Below are 14,909 nucleotides of genomic sequence, written 5' to 3' on the forward strand. Positions count from 1 at the left end.
AAAAACGTTTTATCTCGTTTTATTTTGATTTACAAAGAATAAAGTTTTTGGGAAAATGGTTCTAAATCATAAAATGAAGTAGGGGAGAGCTTTCAATGCAGGTTCAGAAGGTTAATCATCATGAATTCTTCGAGCAAATATATGACCATACACCGATTGGAGTTGCTCTCATAGCTCCAGCGGGAAATTGGCTGAAAGTGAATCCTGCTTTTTGTCATATGACCGGTTTCACTTGGGGAGAACTGATAGAGCTCCGTTGCCAGGATTTAACGCATCCCGAGGATTCCTCGAAGGATCATGTTGAAGAAGCTGGACTTTTTGAGAACAAAGTAACAGAAAATATATATGAAAGGCGTTGCATTAAAAAGAATGGCGAAGAATTATGGTGTTCTTTTCATGTAACTCCCGTCAGCGACGACGTAACGTGTGAACTCCTTTATTTTATTTGCTTTATTGTAGATATCACTGATCGTATCCGATCTGAACGGAAACTTTCGCACAGTAAAGGCATTATTGAAAATGCCGAACGCTTGGCGAAGATTGGAAGCTGGGAGTGGGATGTAGTTCATGATCAGATCACCATTTCTGAACAGGTACTGGAAATCTTTGAACTTGAGCGCACAAACCCATATTATTGTGCAAAAGATATCTATAAGGTAATGAGTACTGCAGATGTTGCATCTTTGCGAGAAAAAATAAGAAACGTAGAACAAAGAGATCCATTTGTTTTTGAATTTAAATACGCTCGGTCCGAAGCTAGAGTAAAGTATATTCAATTACGTGGGTTAATCATTTATGACAAACATCAACAGCCCGTAGAGTTAAAAGGAGTACTTCAGGATATTACCGAACAGAAACAGATCGAATTCAGGCTTCAAGAAACCATCGAACGTTACACCTCGCTCAAAAAGTATAATCATGATGCTATTATTTCATTTGACATGAGTGGAAACATTATTAATGCTAATCCTGCATCCGTCAAGATGACAGGTTATGCAGTAAACGAAATGATTGGAAAAAGTATAGGGAGATTTATTGGGGCTAGTAATTTAGGCCTCATTCTGCGGAGTCACTATGGTTTGGCTGAGAAGAAAATGAACACTGTTTTGCACAAGGACGGCCGTGAAACGGAAGTATTGGTAACGCTTGCCCCAATTATTATTAATAATGTCAATGTCGGCTACTATTTAATAGCCAAGGACATAACGGAACAGAAAAAGCTTCTCATTGCCAAAGAAACAGCTGAAAGGATGAATCAGGCGAAAAGCGATTTTCTGGCGATGATGAGCCATGAAATACGAACACCTATGAATGGTGTGATCGGAATGACAGATCTTCTTCTAGATACCCCGGGACTGAGCCAGGAGCAAACAGAGTATATTCAGATTATTCAAAAAAGTGGAGATTCCTTACTTACTATTATCAATGATATCCTTGATTTTTCTAAGATCGAGTCAGGGAAAACCGATTTAGTGGTTGATCCATTCGATCTTCAAGAAATCGTGACAGAAACGGTGCAAATCGTGAAACCTTTGATCCGCGAAAAGAAGTTAGACATTCTTATTTGTTTGGATAAGACGCTGCCAATTCCGCTTTATGGTGATGCATCTCGTTTAAAGCAAGTACTGACTAACCTCATCGGTAATGCCGTGAAGTTCACTCTCGAAGGTAGCGTTGAAATTGAAGTACGGGTTAAAGAACAATGTGATGAGAACGTGTTTCTCGAGTTTAAAGTCAAAGATACGGGAGTGGGAATTCCAGTAGAGAAAAGGCAACAATTATTTGAGCCATTCTACCAATTGGATAACTTTATGACCCGCAAAACACAAGGAACGGGATTGGGACTGGCAATCAGCAAAAAATTGATAGAACTTATGCATGGAGATATATGGATTGAGGATGCAGATGAGCCTGGCACAACGTTTATATTTACAGCCTGCTTTAAAAAAAACAATAAGGAAGTCAGCCAGCGCTTAGATCTGTCCCCAAAAAAGAACAGAGACATCCCTCTCCATATTCTGATTGCAGAGGATAATGATATGAATCAGCTTGTCCTTAGTAAAATGATTGAAAAAAAGGGACACTTCGTAGATCATGTCGTGGACGGAAAAGAAGCGTTAGAAGCTGTCAAGAGAAATGCATACGATATAGTATTTATGGATGTGCAGATGCCAAAATTAAATGGATTTGAAGTGACCCAAGCGATCAAAGAGAATCTATCTCCTGAAGACTGTCCCTATATCGTTGCAGTGACTGCAAATGCTCTAAGAGGAGATAGGGATAGATGCTTGAAGGCAGGAATGGATGAATACATCAGTAAACCCATTAAAAGTGAAACTATTTATCAAGTGATGGAAATGTACTATACCAAGAAACAGATGAATCATTCGTAAATATTAAAGTTAATGTGAGAAAGCCCGTGGGAGAGAGGCCTCGAACGACGAAGTCAAAAAAATGTGGGTGAGCATGTCAAACCCAGTATTATCAATACAACAACCCGCAAAAACCCGGAATGATAGAAGGAGTTCCCAAAAGGGGACTCCTTCTATTTAGCTCTAATCAGTCGATTTAGTTCTACTTCGATCGATTGAGATGCAATGGATGGTTCTTTTCCGCGCTTTCCTGATTTAGTATTTTGTAGGTTGATCGGCCTGCATATAATGGAATCTCAAGCTTTGAGAAGTCGGGGAGTCCATTCTCTAAAAAACATGAATCATCTCTATAGCGCTGAACAATTTCTCCTGCGATCCACTCATGGTCGCCAAAACTTGTAATGCTCAGCGAACGGCATTCATAAGCAAAGTAGGCATCCGTAAGAACAGGTATATCGACTTGAAGTCCTTCTTCATACTCAATATTAAATTCCTTGAATTTGTCCAAATCTCTTCCACTGTATGTTCCAACGGCTTGAATTATTTCTGAACAATGTGCAGGCAAAAAGTGTACACCGAATGCTCCGCTTTGCTCTATTAGTGTATAGGTATAGGTCTCTTTGCGAAGAGATATGCCATATATTCCTGGTGAAGAGCCGATGTACGTGTGCCATCCTGAAGCCATAATATTTTGCTTTCCCTCATGACGCGCAGTCACTATTGCAACCATTCCGGGGTATGAGTACCATGATTCGTCTTGGATCGGTTGTCGCATGAAAATCACTCCTCGTAACCGTATTTTCAGAGCTAAACTTGAAAAGGCCACCCGTCTGATAAACAACAATCATATTATGGGGTATCGATATGAAAGATGCCAATCTCATTATAGTGATCCAGCTTGTAATCAATGGTTCCCAGGCTACAGTTCAACACGTCCAATTGCTTCACTATGTTTTGCCGATGTTGCTGAAGCATTTCTTTCCTCTGTTCACTAGTACTTGAACCTTCCAGACAGAGCAGCATGAATGCTTTTATATCCTCAAGTGGCATACCACTATCTCTCAGACAGCGTACTAATTCCAGCCAACATATATCCATCTCGGAATATTTACGGGTACCGTATTCTGTCTTTTTCAACAAAGGCATCAGACCTGTCCGATCATAGAACCGCAACGTGGAAGCAGGCAACTGGGTGCGTTCTGCAACTTGTTTAATCGTAAATTCCAAACAAATCTTCCTTTCAAAAAAAAGGTTGAAGGTATTGACTTAAACCTAAGTTTAACTACTATCCTAAGATAGTACAATAGAGCGTTTTCATAAATAGCCTCTAGTCAAACCATTCTCAAAAAGGAGTGATTCAGTTGAAATACAGAAAGCTGGGTAGAAGTGGATTGAAAGTTAGTGAAATTGGATTGGGAAGCTGGCTGACCTATGGATCGGCCACTTCTGAGGAGGCAGCGCGTGCATGTATGCATAAAGCATACGAACTCGGTGTCAACTTTTTTGATACGTCGAATTCATATACAGGTGCTGAAGAGGTCATGGGAAGTACGTTGAAGTCGTATTCACGCAGTAGTTATGCCCTTGCTACAAAATTGTTTTTCCCGCAAGGATCGGGACCGAATGAACGTGGATTGTCCCGTAAACATATCGTCGAGCAGTGTGAGGCGAGCTTGAAACGATTGGGCACAGATTACATTGACCTATACCAATGTCATCGTTTTGATTCCGAAACTCCTGTTGAAGAGACGCTTCGAGCATTGGATGATCTGCAAGCGCAAGGTAAGATTTTATATGCAGGTGTCAGTGAATGGACTGCCGCACAGATTGCGGAAGCCTCTGGAATCAGCAAACGTCTGAACTTGCGTCCGTTAATTTCCAATCAGCCAATCTACAATATGTTTGAGCGATATATCGAGAGAGAAGGTGTGATTGAGCAATGCGAGCAGGAGGGGCTTGGTCTCATTGTGTTCTCTCCACTAGCACAGGGCATACTCACAGGCAAATACAAACCGGGACAACAAATTCCAGAAGGCACACGAGCTGCGAATAATCAAACGAATGGTGTCATCAACAGTTATTTACGTGAGGATGTGCTCCAATGTACTGTACAACTATCGGAAATGGCTAACGAACTCGGGGCAACCTTATCTCAATTCGCATTAGCATGGATTCTCCGTCAACCAGCGGTAAGCTCTGCTATTATTGGCTCCAGCAGACCCGTTCAGATTGAGGAGAATCTCAAAGCAATTGAGCTTAAACTTACACCGGATATTATCTCGGAAACAGAAAAAATCCTGTCTTCCATCAGCCATTTTGCGCCGATGCGATAATAACGAAAAATGAATGGAGATATAGACTAACAGGTGGAGAAGCGCTCGTGTGACTTATATATACTGCAATGCACAAAAAAGGCCGTTATTATATAACGGCCTTTTTGTCCTATTTGAAAGGAAAGATGGTCTAACTACTCACTAAAAAAAATCTAAACTCAAGTTGATTAGACTAATCCACTTTATCAATCTCCAGCTTAACCATGACTCCGTTCTTCTTCAAATCTTTAACGATCTGCTTCGCATGTTCATTTAGCGGGTTATTGCCCAGATATACCTCGGTTAGATGAGGAACCGTTTCAAGCACAGCAATATCTTGAATAAGATTATCTTGCAGATAAAGATGTTGTAAAGTTGGATGGTTTTTTAATGGTGTCAGATCCTTAATAAGATTATTGTCCATACTAAGCCATTCAAGATTCATCTTCTGGAGTGGTCTTAAGTCTGATACTTGATTACCGCTGGCAAGCAAACTTGTAAGATTGCGTAAATTTTTTAGAGGTCCTAGATCTTTTATTTGGCTATCATTAATCAACAAACTTTCCAAATTGCGCAATCCTGAAATTGGAGATATATCTGTAATTTGATTCCCATCTAAAGCCAATAGGTTTATTTTTGTCAGCTTGGATAGGGGGTTTATATTTTTGATTTTATGGCCGGGTAGAACTAGTTCCCTTATGTTAACTGCATACTCAAGTCCTTGCAAACTTGAGATTTTTCTTTTTGCATCCAATGAATACAAGGATTTCATTTTTTTAAATCGGCTGCTTTCAGTTCATTTTTACCCGATAGCTTTAATTCTGTTCGAATGATTTGTGTTAAAACGGGATCTTTAACGACTGAAGCTGCCAAAGTTGTGGATGTCGGTAATATTAAAAGCATCAAACAAAATACGATTAAACGTTTTACGAATGGATTAGGCATAGTGCACTCCTTAAAATTAGGTTCTACATTCATTCTTCGATCTCTTTCTCTCCACTATGTATGACTATGTACGATTCATGATCCACTCCACTCCTTATATGATTTAATAATAAAGAATATACGATTTGGAGCTTAGTACATGGTTATATTGTCAAAATATTATACTAGTCCAGCGATGCAATCACTATGTTTATTTGCGGATTTTTTTGTCATTTTGTCCACCATATGTGTACAAAAAATAAAAAAGATGCTACATTGAAATCAGGAAAATTCCTTTTATAACAAGGTTTTAAAACAGAAATTTCTTGTCTCCTGTACGAGGACATACGTATATCGAGGAGGGAATAGAATGTCAAGTCAAGCATTGGATCAATTTTTAAGTTCGAACATCGAAGATCTAAAGTCTAAAGGTCTATATAACGTTATCGATACGCTACAGGGTGCAAATGGTCCGGTTATTCGAATCAACGGAAAGTCCCTAATCAATTTGTCTTCTAATAACTATTTGGGACTGGCAACAGATAATCGCCTGATTGATGCTTCAGTTAAGGCAGCTCAGACATACGGGGCAGGCGCAGGGGCTGTGAGAACCATTAATGGTACGATGGATCTTCATATTGAGCTTGAAGAAAAACTTGCCCTTTTCAAAAAAACGGAAGCCGTTATCGTGTATCAATCGGGATTTAACTGCAATATGGCCGCTATATCCGCGGTAATGGACCAGCATGATGCGATTTTATCAGATGAGCTGAATCACGCTTCGATTATTGATGGATGCCGCCTGTCGAGAGCCAAGGTGATCCGCTATAAGCATTCGGATATGAATGATTTAAGACAGCAGGCGAAAGAGGCCAAGGAATCCGGTCAGTACCATAAAATTATGGTCATTACCGACGGGGTATTCTCGATGGATGGCGATATCGCAAAACTGCCCGAAATCGTAAAAATAGCAGAAGAATTCGATCTGATTACCTATGTAGATGATGCCCACGGTTCGGGCGTTCTCGGAGCAGGTGCAGGAACCGTGAAGCATTTTGGATTGTCCGACCGTATTGACTTTCAAATTGGCACTCTTTCCAAGGCGATCGGCGTTGTCGGCGGTTATGTCGCGGGTAAGAAACAACTGATTGAATGGTTGAAGCTGAGAAGCCGTCCGTTTTTGTTCTCAACATCGTTGCCTCCGGCTGTAATCGCTTCGTGTAGCGCTTCTGTCGACATTTTGATGAATGACAAAGAACTGATCGAGAAGCTGTGGGAGAACGGCAATCATTTGAAAAATGGCTTGAGCCGGCTTGGATATGATGTAGGCCAAAGCGAAACACCGATCACACCTTGTATCATTGGCGATGAGGTAACCACTCAAAAATTCAGCAAACGGCTCTATGAAGAAGGCGTTTACGCCAAGGCAATCCTGTTCCCTACGGTTCCGAAAGGAACCGGAAGAATACGCAACATGCCGACAGCTGCCCATTCCAAGGAGATGCTGGATCAAGTGATCTCCGTTTACGAGAAAGTTGGCAAAGAAATGAAGCTGATTTAGTTGCACCTACGGGAGTCTATTTCGGGAGGAATGTCTTATGAAGAAGATATTGGTGACCGGAGCACTGGGCCAGATCGGTTCTGAGTTAGTTGTTAAATTACGTGAAATTTATGGTGCGGATCACGTCGTTGCTACGGATCTCAGGTCATCGTCCCACGAAATTACCCGATCCGGACCATTCGAACTGCTGGATGTGACAAATGAGAAGGCGATGTTTGAAATCGCCAAGCGGTACGAAGTAGATACCATCATGCATTTGGCTGCGCTACTGTCGGCTACGGCAGAGGAGAAGCCCCTGCTTGCCTGGAACTTGAATATGGGCGGACTGATGAATGCACTTGAAATATCCAGGGAGCTCGGTTGCCAATTTTTCACTCCAAGCTCCATTGGATCTTTTGGCCCTTCGACTCCCAAAGACAATACACCGCAGGATACGATCCAGAGGCCCAATACGATGTACGGTGTGAACAAGGTGTCCGGCGAACTGCTTTGTGATTATTATTTTTATAAGTACGGTCTGGATACGAGGGGGTTACGATTCCCCGGATTGATATCTTATATGACGCCTCCCGGTGGAGGAACGACGGATTACGCTGTGGAAATTTACTATGCAGCTGTGACGACGGGTCGGTATACATCTTATATCGCCAAAAACTCTAACATGGACATGATGTATATGCCGGATGCCCTAAACGCTATCATTGATTTAATGGAAGCGGATTCATGCCGATTGATACACCGAAACTCATTTAATGTCACCGCAATGAGCGTCGACCCAGAGGCGATCGCTGCCGCGATTCGGGAAGAGATTCCCGGATTCACCCTGGATTATGATGTTGATCCGAAGAGGCAAGCAATTGCCGATAGCTGGCCGCATTCCATTGATGCTACGGCGGCGAAAACAGAATGGGGATTTCATGCCCGCTACGACTTGAGGGCCATAACGAAGGATATGCTTTCACACCTAAGCGATAGACAAATGCTTCGCAAAGCTTAAAGTTATGTTGAATTCGCTGTGTAAAGCGAGTAGAAGTACAAAAGAAGCTACATCAAGAGGTTGGGCGTTACCAAGACCTTTTGTTGTAGCTTCTTTTTTTATCCTCCAGCCCAGTCGTTTCCTTAGTCGGATTCAATTATGCTCTTGATATTTTTAATTGTTGCAAAGTGCATTGCTTCATGGTAAATCAGAAAACTCAGTAATTGTTCTGCATTCGTAAAGCTAAGTCCTGTAGAAGACTTGTAATGAGGATTGATTTCTTCTTTCAATTTGCTTGAAAGTACCGATTCGACCCTTTCCATTTGTTCAGTTAACAAGTCGATTAATTGAGACAATGTCGGAGGCTCTGTATCCCAGTCAGACGGTTTAGTTCCTGGATCAAACAATTTACTAAAATTAGCAGGATATTTGGTTTCTTCACCAGTAAGCTGGAAAGCGAACTTCTCATGTATAACATACATGTGGCCGAGATTCCATTTTATATTGTTTTTCAAACCTGTTGGAATGATTTCGGATGCAGAGTCAGTTATATTCCTTACATAATCAACTGCCTGACGGCGAACAAATTTCAATTGATCTGCGACAAAATTGCTCATGATATTGACCTCCCATAAAATAAAGTCGCTAATGAAAACGTTAAAGAGAACACGTTTGTGTCAGTGACCAGAGTTGCTTTTAGAAACATAAGTTGAGACTCGTTGTGAAAGATTTGCCAACGTACGTTCAAAGAAAGATTCGTCATTAAGCGCTCTACTCAGAACCAATGCTCCTTGAATACTAGCAATTGTTTCCTCTGAAATTTGGTCAGCAGTCTCTTTAGAGATACCTGTTTGAACTAGCGCCGCGCTTAAGGCTTCAATCCATCTTATAAAATATTGCTGTATTACAGTAGCGAATCGATCTCTTGTTCCGTCCAAAGCGAATGCACCAATAAGGCATATACGCTGTCCCGATTGAAAATAAGTATCGACCTCTTGCCACATATGATCAATGGCTGCTCGAGGTTCATTCTTTTCGAGCGGTTCAAAAATATTTTTGACAAACCATTGATCAATATGAGTAAGAATTTCAGCAACCATCTCATCTTTTCCACCTGGAAAGAAATAATACAAGCTTCCTTTAGATAGACGCGTACGCGCTGTAATTTTACTTAAAGATGCACCTTCATAACCTAATTCACGAAATACCTCCGTAACGAGAGGGACGACGTCAGATTTTTCAAAAACAGTACGAGTCATAGGTTTAACTCACTTAGGCTCGGGTGTTCAGCAGGGCGTGTGCCGAGAGGCCAATGAAATTTTCGTTCCGATTCCTTAATCGGCATGTCATTAATCGAAGCGAATCTTCGCTTCATCAAGCCGTCATCAGCAAATTCCCAATTCTCGTTTCCATACGATCTGAACCAGTTACCGCTATCATCATGCCATTCATATGCGAATCTCACTGCAATACGGTTATCCGTAAATGACCAAAGCTCCTTAATAAGGCGGTATTCCAGTTCTTTGGCCCATTTTCTAGTTAGTAAAGAAATAATTTCTTGGCGGCCTGTTATAAACTCGCTCCGATTTCTCCAATAACAATCTTCAGTATACACAAGTGAGACACGCTCAGGGTCTCGGCTATTCCAGCTGTCTTCTGCCATACGAGTTTTTTGAATTGCTGTCTCAAGTGTGAATGGGGGAGTTAAATTATTCATTATTTTTTCCTCACTTTCTAAACTGTTTGTATCAGTATAAACCGATCGGTTTATAAAAGCAAGTTCATATCACAATACTTTAGCTGACAAACGTGAAGATCTTGTGGTGGACCAAATAGCAGAATTGGTATGTTGTAAAAGAATACAAACTGGTACTTACTTGATCCCAATTTAAAATGCTAACATAATTCTTAGATTACGATGAGTTTGACTCTGATGAAAAATACCAAGGCAAGCACTCGACTTCATGGTGAGTCTAAGCATAGAATTAGGGGGTTGATCTGATGCTAATCAGAGAAGCAAATATAAAAGACTATCCACAATTGAGACAAATTTATCTGGATTCGCGTCGTAAGAGTTTTCATTGGGCTAACAAAGATGAAATGACGCTTGATGATTTTGACCGGGATACATCGGAAGAACAAATCCTTCTTGCTGAGGAGAATTCCCATATTCTCGGATTTGCTTCATTGTATGTACCTAACCGATTTATTCATAATTTGTTTGTACACCCCACTGCTGCTGGCAAAGGTGTTGGCGATCTGTTACTCAAACGGGCGGTAGCCGAACTGGGAACGCCAGTCACATTAAAATGTGTTTCCGAGAATCAAATAGCATTGAATTTTTATAAGAAACGGGGTTGGAAAGCTCTTGTTGAGGAAGGAGAGCCTGGAGCGAAATATTGGGTTCTGAATTTATGAGGTTCATACTTAACATTAACGCAGGAGGGTTACAATGGATATTCGTGTAGATGATTTGACCGGGGCACAAGTGATTGGGTTAATTGCAGAACATTTGCAAGGAATGGCAGATGACTCTCCACCAGAGAGCATTCATGCCCTTAATCTGGACGGTTTGAAGAAGCCCGAAATCACATTCTGGTGTGCATGGGAGGAGGAAGAGATTCTTGGTTGTGGGGCTATTAAGGAATTACACAAAGAGCATGCAGAACTCAAATCGATGCGTACAGCTAAGAATCATAAACGCAAAGGTGTAGCTAGACATATTCTTGCTCACATTATTGAAGAAGCTATCAAACGTGGATACAAAAGGATCAGTCTAGAGACTGGCCCCACGGATTCATTTATTCCAGCTCGCAAGTTGTATGAAAATTTTAGCTTCACGTATTGTGAAGCATTTGCAGATTATATCCCAGATGGGAATAGTACATTTATGACGAAGGAACTGTAGATCTTGTAAAGAAGAGGAGCCCTCATTCGAAGGGCTTCTCTTCTGTTATGTCTCCCCGTTACGTAAGCATGGATCACTTTAATCATTGATTGGAATCCCCGCAGCTGTTAAATGTCCGTGAGTTAAAATTTTTCCAAATTGAGAGGCAAGTTCACTCGGAGTATACGAAAAATCATTTTTAACCCACCATATTACAATGCCCATAAAAGTAGATGCGATATATTGAAGTAATAATTCCTTTGAAATCTTCAGAGGGGTATGATCCAAGCCATCTTCCACAGTATTTTTTATAATCTCCTCCATTTTTGATTGAAAACCATAAATTCTGTTCTCATCCAGTAAGAATGCTTTGTAAAAGGGGATATTGTCCTTAATTTTCTCCAGTATGGTTTGCATCAGTTGTTCAAGCATAGAGCCACTTATACTAGATTTGCTACTCGAACAAAGCTTGAGTGTACTCTTTAACTCATCTAATAATTCGTCCATAGATACATTTAACAAATCGGGTTTGTTCTGATAATGAAGGTAAAATGTATTTCGGTTAATCATCGCCTTATCGGCTATATCTTGGATCGTAATCCCCTCGTATCCCTTCTCATTGAGAAGTTCTATAAATGCTTTTTTTATCGAATGTTTGGAGCGAATGATACGCAAATCGGTTTTTTTCTTCATCATGACCCGTTCCCTTAACTTTTTTTGTTAGATATACGACATTTGAGTTGAAACTGTATTTTATCTCTCAAAATCAAAATTAATAAACATTGAATGCTGATCTTTTATTAATCATAATAAACAAAAGATAAATATACAACACGTTGACCATTATTTATCTTACTGATCATTAACTCTATTCGAAGGGAAGATATGAAATGAAAACGATAGCGATTGTTGGAGCAGGAGCAGGATTAGGAGTGTCCATTGCGAAGAAATTCGGACACAATGGCTTTCGCGTAGCTCTTATTGCGCGAAATGAAGAAAAGTTGAACCAACTGGTTATTGAATTAGAACAATTGGGAATCGAAGCGGCTTCTTTTCAGGCGGACATATTAAACAAAGAACAAATTGAGATGGCATTTGCTGCTATTAAAGAGAAATACGGATTTATCGATGTTCTTGAATACAGTCCAACGCCGAGCTTTGATTCCGTAGCGCCAACATTAGATGTAACTGAAGAAAATGCGTTATACCAATTTCAATATAATGTTTTAGGTGCTTTATCGAGCATTAAACAAGTACTTCCGGATATGCTGGATAAGCAAAGCGGTGCTCTGTTATTTACAACCGGAGGTGCTTCAGTCCACCCCGTTCCAAGGATGGGTAATGTCGGAATTGCAATCTCAGGACTTCGTAATTATATCTTTAATTTGAACAGCGAATTAGCGGACAAAGGAGTATATGCAGGGCATCTTTCGATCGGAATCTGGATGCAGCCGAATTCAGGCGTTCAGGATAAAATCGCTGATATTTGGTACGACATGTACACCAAAAGAGATAGAGTAGAAGAGTTTATAACTGAAGATAAAGTGTGAGTTGAATAATTTATTTTAAAGGAGATACAAGAGAAAAATATGAATATCACTGTTTTTGGTGCAAGTGGTGCAATTGGACAGCTTGTAACACAACTAGCTTTAGATCATGGAGATTTCGTTACGGCATATGTTAGAAACCCCGAAAAAATCAGCCTCAAACATCCAAATTTGAGCCTTGTACAAGGGGAACTTTCGAATAGTTCAACTATCGAGAAGGCCGTTGCCGAATCAGATGTAGTTATTAGCACATTGGGGCCAGCATCCGATATGTCACGAAAGCTTAAAGGCACGCCGATTGCTGACGGGCACGAACGGATCATTAAGGCTATGAACAAACTTAACAAAAAAAGGCTCATTACACTTGCGACGCCGGCTTTGCAATCCGATGACGATAAGAAAAACATTTCCACGATACTTCCAGGTGTCTTAGCGAAAGTTTTCCTACCAAACGGTTATGCAGAAATGAAGAAACTGGAAGGAATGATTAAGGAATCCAAACTGAATTGGACAGTCGTTCGAATTATTAATCCCAATGTCAAATACAAAGGGCAATCTTATGATTATTCATTCGGTGATAAACCAGCTAAATTAGGTGTTTCCAGAGAAAATGTTGCTAAATTCATGTACTCTTCCGCTCTTGACAACGCATTGATTAGGAAAATGCCTATTATTTATAACAAATAAATTTAAATGTAGTATTCACCGATTAAGGTGGTTAGTGAGGGAGGATTCAAAATGAAAATCGAGATATGGTCGGATTATGTTTGTCCATTTTGTTATATTGGTAAACGACGATTAGAATCTGCACTGGAGCAATTCGCTACTCCGAATGAAGTGTTTATTGAATATAAAAGCTTCGAACTTAATCCGCAAACATCCATGTACTCAGGCAAAAGTATGCATCAAATACTTTCGGAGAAACATGATATGAGTCTCGAACAAGCGAAAAAGGCACATGCTGAACTTGAACAACAAGCAGCAATGATGGGTCTCGTGTATAATATCGACCAAATAAAGCCCACCAATACGTTTGATGCGCATCGTTTAACCCAGTATGCCAAATCTGTGGGTAAAGATCAGGAATTAGCTGAGAAGCTGTTCTATTCTTATTACACGGACGCCAAGTTAATTAGTGATCATGATACTTTAGCCAGTATTGCAGAATCAGTTGGAATGAATAGGGACGAGTCAATCGCAGTTCTCCATGACTCCTCCAAATATGCTAGCGAAGTGCGTTCAGATGAAGCCACAGCAAAACAATTAGGCATAACAGGAGCGCCTTTCTTTGTCATTGATAGAAAATACGCGATATCCGGTGCACAACCAACAGAGGTATTTTTAAAAGCTCTTAAACAAGCATCTCAGGAACCCTTCGTATGATTTAAATGATTATAAGCAAGTTTTAGTGAACATTTTAACACAACATTTTGGTTTAACTAACTAACAGATTCAATGATGAATGTAAATCTAACCGTGCTTAATAAATCAAGGAGGCAACTGATCTATGATTGGTTGCTTTTTTCATGCATTCGAACGGGCAAAAAAAACAGGTAGTTATCAGAATAAACTTAAATAAGCGAGTTAAAATGAAATAATAATTGCTTCTCAATCCTGTATGCGATATATTGCATATAAGAATAATTGTAATGAGGATGAAAACCATGCCAATTCCTAAAGATTTTGCCTTACCCGTCCGTATGTCCGCAAAAGAAAGAGCCTTTTCTCAGATTCAGCGATGGATTATTGATGGAACACTGCAGCCAGGTGAAAAGCTGATTGATGCGGAAATGGCTGAATCACTTGGAGTCAGCCGGACTCCGATTCGAGAGGCATTTCAGTTACTCGAAGTTCAAGGCCTCGTGTCGATGCATCCAGGGAAAGAAACAAAGGTAACGAATATTGAGAAAAACGATATTTTTAAAATGTATTCAACGATGGCTGCTCTTCAGGCATTAGCTGCTGAAATCACCGCCCAGATTATTGTTCCAGAACAGATCGAGAAACTAAGATCTATTAATTTGGAATTCGCAAGTTCCATTAAAAATGGACAAGTGTATCAGGCTATGGAGGTAGATGAGCAATTTCATAATTATATTGTGGAGCTCTCAGATAATCCTTATGTAGCCACATTTAATGTCTCTCTTCAGATTCACATTAGGCGTTTTAAATATGTGTTTTTAAAACAACATATTACAGCTACACTTGCTTCAGTCGAAGAGCATGATTTGATTATTAAAGCTTTTGAAGGCAAAAATAGTGAGGATGCTCACAAGTTAATGAAACAAAATTTTATCAGGCCGATGCAGGAACTGAGTGAAATACTTTGA

Annotated in this window: 18 protein-coding genes; 10 read left to right on the top strand and 8 right to left on the bottom strand. The window is 40.2% G+C overall.

The features are described 5' to 3' along the window. Nucleotides 1-95 precede the first annotated feature (95 nt). Nucleotides 96-2,393, top strand: coding sequence for a PAS domain S-box protein (locus ACT89M_RS15380; RefSeq protein ID WP_154888719.1), 2,298 nt, complete (start codon nucleotides 96-98; stop codon nucleotides 2,391-2,393). Nucleotides 2,394-2,574: 181 nt separating this feature from the next. Here ACT89M_RS15380 and ACT89M_RS15385 read toward each other — a convergent pair whose 3' ends face one another. Further along, on the bottom strand, nucleotides 2,575-3,147 hold the full coding sequence (locus tag ACT89M_RS15385; protein ID WP_336120003.1) for a flavin reductase family protein: 573 nt from the start codon (nucleotides 3,145-3,147) through the stop codon (nucleotides 2,575-2,577). A 74-nt stretch (nucleotides 3,148-3,221) separates the two neighbouring features. Then, nucleotides 3,222-3,599: a MerR family transcriptional regulator gene (locus ACT89M_RS15390; protein ID WP_336120004.1), complete on the bottom strand. Its 378-nt coding sequence runs from the start codon at nucleotides 3,597-3,599 to the stop codon at nucleotides 3,222-3,224. A gap of 134 nt (nucleotides 3,600-3,733) precedes the next feature. On the opposite strand from ACT89M_RS15390, the gene ACT89M_RS15395 reads away from it, so the two are divergent. Continuing rightward, the gene (locus ACT89M_RS15395) at nucleotides 3,734-4,705 is read left to right on the top strand and encodes an aldo/keto reductase family protein (protein ID WP_487344737.1); all 972 of its coding nucleotides are present in this window, start codon (nucleotides 3,734-3,736) and stop codon (nucleotides 4,703-4,705) included. Between the two features lie 172 nt (nucleotides 4,706-4,877). Here the strand turns inward: ACT89M_RS15395 and ACT89M_RS15400 are convergent, their stop codons facing one another. Then, a complete protein-coding gene (locus tag ACT89M_RS15400; protein WP_186809641.1) occupies nucleotides 4,878-5,438 on the bottom strand; it encodes a leucine-rich repeat domain-containing protein in 561 nt (186 codons plus the stop codon). A 14-nt stretch (nucleotides 5,439-5,452) separates the two neighbouring features. Further along, on the bottom strand, nucleotides 5,453-5,629 hold the full coding sequence (locus tag ACT89M_RS15405; protein WP_487344738.1) for a hypothetical protein: 177 nt from the start codon (nucleotides 5,627-5,629) through the stop codon (nucleotides 5,453-5,455). Between the two features lie 349 nt (nucleotides 5,630-5,978). Between ACT89M_RS15405 and ACT89M_RS15410 the strand changes: the two genes are divergently transcribed. Both ACT89M_RS15410 and ACT89M_RS15415 read left to right on the top strand, forming a co-directional pair. After that, the gene (locus ACT89M_RS15410) at nucleotides 5,979-7,169 is read left to right on the top strand and encodes a glycine C-acetyltransferase (RefSeq protein WP_308721744.1); all 1,191 of its coding nucleotides are present in this window, start codon (nucleotides 5,979-5,981) and stop codon (nucleotides 7,167-7,169) included. Nucleotides 7,170-7,206: 37 nt separating this feature from the next. Further along, nucleotides 7,207-8,166: an L-threonine 3-dehydrogenase gene (locus ACT89M_RS15415; protein ID WP_154888706.1), complete on the top strand. Its 960-nt coding sequence runs from the start codon at nucleotides 7,207-7,209 to the stop codon at nucleotides 8,164-8,166. A gap of 122 nt (nucleotides 8,167-8,288) precedes the next feature. Here ACT89M_RS15415 and ACT89M_RS15420 read toward each other — a convergent pair whose 3' ends face one another. From ACT89M_RS15420 to ACT89M_RS15430, 3 genes are read right to left on the bottom strand one after another with little or no spacing between them, the layout of a single operon-like run. Next, nucleotides 8,289-8,762: a DinB family protein gene (locus ACT89M_RS15420; RefSeq protein ID WP_154888704.1), complete on the bottom strand. Its 474-nt coding sequence runs from the start codon at nucleotides 8,760-8,762 to the stop codon at nucleotides 8,289-8,291. Between the two features lie 60 nt (nucleotides 8,763-8,822). Then, nucleotides 8,823-9,404, bottom strand: coding sequence for a TetR/AcrR family transcriptional regulator (locus ACT89M_RS15425; protein ID WP_154959223.1), 582 nt, complete (start codon nucleotides 9,402-9,404; stop codon nucleotides 8,823-8,825). Further along, nucleotides 9,401-9,862, bottom strand: a complete 462-nt coding sequence (locus tag ACT89M_RS15430) for a nuclear transport factor 2 family protein (protein ID WP_308721743.1) — start codon at nucleotides 9,860-9,862, stop codon at nucleotides 9,401-9,403. Before ACT89M_RS15430 ends, ACT89M_RS15425 begins: the two co-directional genes overlap by 4 nt. Before the next feature lie 284 nt (nucleotides 9,863-10,146). On the opposite strand from ACT89M_RS15430, the gene ACT89M_RS15435 reads away from it, so the two are divergent. Beyond that, entirely contained in the window at nucleotides 10,147-10,563 is a 417-nt protein-coding gene (locus ACT89M_RS15435) for a GNAT family N-acetyltransferase (protein WP_154959225.1), read from the top strand. Between the two features lie 34 nt (nucleotides 10,564-10,597). Next, nucleotides 10,598-11,053 (top strand): GNAT family N-acetyltransferase, encoded by a 456-nt coding sequence (locus tag ACT89M_RS15440; RefSeq protein WP_154959226.1) that lies wholly within the window; start codon nucleotides 10,598-10,600, stop codon nucleotides 11,051-11,053. Nucleotides 11,054-11,131: 78 nt separating this feature from the next. Here ACT89M_RS15440 and ACT89M_RS15445 read toward each other — a convergent pair whose 3' ends face one another. Further along, nucleotides 11,132-11,728 (bottom strand): TetR/AcrR family transcriptional regulator, encoded by a 597-nt coding sequence (locus tag ACT89M_RS15445; RefSeq protein ID WP_261769257.1) that lies wholly within the window; start codon nucleotides 11,726-11,728, stop codon nucleotides 11,132-11,134. 194 nt (nucleotides 11,729-11,922) lie between these two features. Here ACT89M_RS15445 and ACT89M_RS15450 point away from each other — a divergent pair, with 194 nt between their 5' ends. The 4 genes from ACT89M_RS15450 (at nucleotide 11,923) to ACT89M_RS15465 (ending at nucleotide 14,909) form a co-directional block, all read left to right on the top strand. Beyond that, nucleotides 11,923-12,582, top strand: a complete 660-nt coding sequence (locus ACT89M_RS15450; protein ID WP_154959227.1) for an SDR family NAD(P)-dependent oxidoreductase — start codon at nucleotides 11,923-11,925, stop codon at nucleotides 12,580-12,582. 39 nt (nucleotides 12,583-12,621) lie between these two features. Continuing rightward, complete coding sequence (locus tag ACT89M_RS15455; RefSeq protein WP_154959228.1) at nucleotides 12,622-13,266, top strand: NAD(P)-dependent oxidoreductase; 645 nt, start codon at nucleotides 12,622-12,624, stop codon at nucleotides 13,264-13,266. Between the two features lie 51 nt (nucleotides 13,267-13,317). Then, a complete protein-coding gene (locus ACT89M_RS15460) occupies nucleotides 13,318-13,962 on the top strand; it encodes a DsbA family oxidoreductase (RefSeq protein ID WP_308721742.1) in 645 nt (214 codons plus the stop codon). Nucleotides 13,963-14,243: 281 nt separating this feature from the next. Further along, complete coding sequence (locus tag ACT89M_RS15465) at nucleotides 14,244-14,909, top strand: GntR family transcriptional regulator (RefSeq protein WP_308721741.1); 666 nt, start codon at nucleotides 14,244-14,246, stop codon at nucleotides 14,907-14,909.

It is taken from the genome of Paenibacillus sp. NN59 (assembly GCF_057597225.1).

Excerpts from the sequence above, each read along its gene's own strand:
- ACT89M_RS15380 (WP_154888719.1), top strand. The coding sequence starts at position 96 with ATGCAGGTTCAGAAGGTTAATCATCATGAATTCTTCGAGCAAATATAT.
- ACT89M_RS15385 (WP_336120003.1), bottom strand. The coding sequence starts at position 3,147 with ATGCGACAACCGATCCAAGACGAATCATGGTACTCATACCCCGGAATG.
- ACT89M_RS15405 (WP_487344738.1), bottom strand. The coding sequence starts at position 5,629 with ATGCCTAATCCATTCGTAAAACGTTTAATCGTATTTTGTTTGATGCTT.
- ACT89M_RS15410 (WP_308721744.1), top strand. The coding sequence starts at position 5,979 with ATGTCAAGTCAAGCATTGGATCAATTTTTAAGTTCGAACATCGAAGAT.
- ACT89M_RS15415 (WP_154888706.1), top strand. The coding sequence starts at position 7,207 with ATGAAGAAGATATTGGTGACCGGAGCACTGGGCCAGATCGGTTCTGAG.
- ACT89M_RS15420 (WP_154888704.1), bottom strand. The coding sequence starts at position 8,762 with ATGAGCAATTTTGTCGCAGATCAATTGAAATTTGTTCGCCGTCAGGCA.
- ACT89M_RS15425 (WP_154959223.1), bottom strand. The coding sequence starts at position 9,404 with ATGACTCGTACTGTTTTTGAAAAATCTGACGTCGTCCCTCTCGTTACG.
- ACT89M_RS15430 (WP_308721743.1), bottom strand. The coding sequence starts at position 9,862 with ATGAATAATTTAACTCCCCCATTCACACTTGAGACAGCAATTCAAAAA.
- ACT89M_RS15435 (WP_154959225.1), top strand. The coding sequence starts at position 10,147 with ATGCTAATCAGAGAAGCAAATATAAAAGACTATCCACAATTGAGACAA.
- ACT89M_RS15440 (WP_154959226.1), top strand. The coding sequence starts at position 10,598 with ATGGATATTCGTGTAGATGATTTGACCGGGGCACAAGTGATTGGGTTA.
- ACT89M_RS15445 (WP_261769257.1), bottom strand. The coding sequence starts at position 11,728 with ATGATGAAGAAAAAAACCGATTTGCGTATCATTCGCTCCAAACATTCG.
- ACT89M_RS15450 (WP_154959227.1), top strand. The coding sequence starts at position 11,923 with ATGAAAACGATAGCGATTGTTGGAGCAGGAGCAGGATTAGGAGTGTCC.
- ACT89M_RS15455 (WP_154959228.1), top strand. The coding sequence starts at position 12,622 with ATGAATATCACTGTTTTTGGTGCAAGTGGTGCAATTGGACAGCTTGTA.
- ACT89M_RS15460 (WP_308721742.1), top strand. The coding sequence starts at position 13,318 with ATGAAAATCGAGATATGGTCGGATTATGTTTGTCCATTTTGTTATATT.
- ACT89M_RS15465 (WP_308721741.1), top strand. The coding sequence starts at position 14,244 with ATGCCAATTCCTAAAGATTTTGCCTTACCCGTCCGTATGTCCGCAAAA.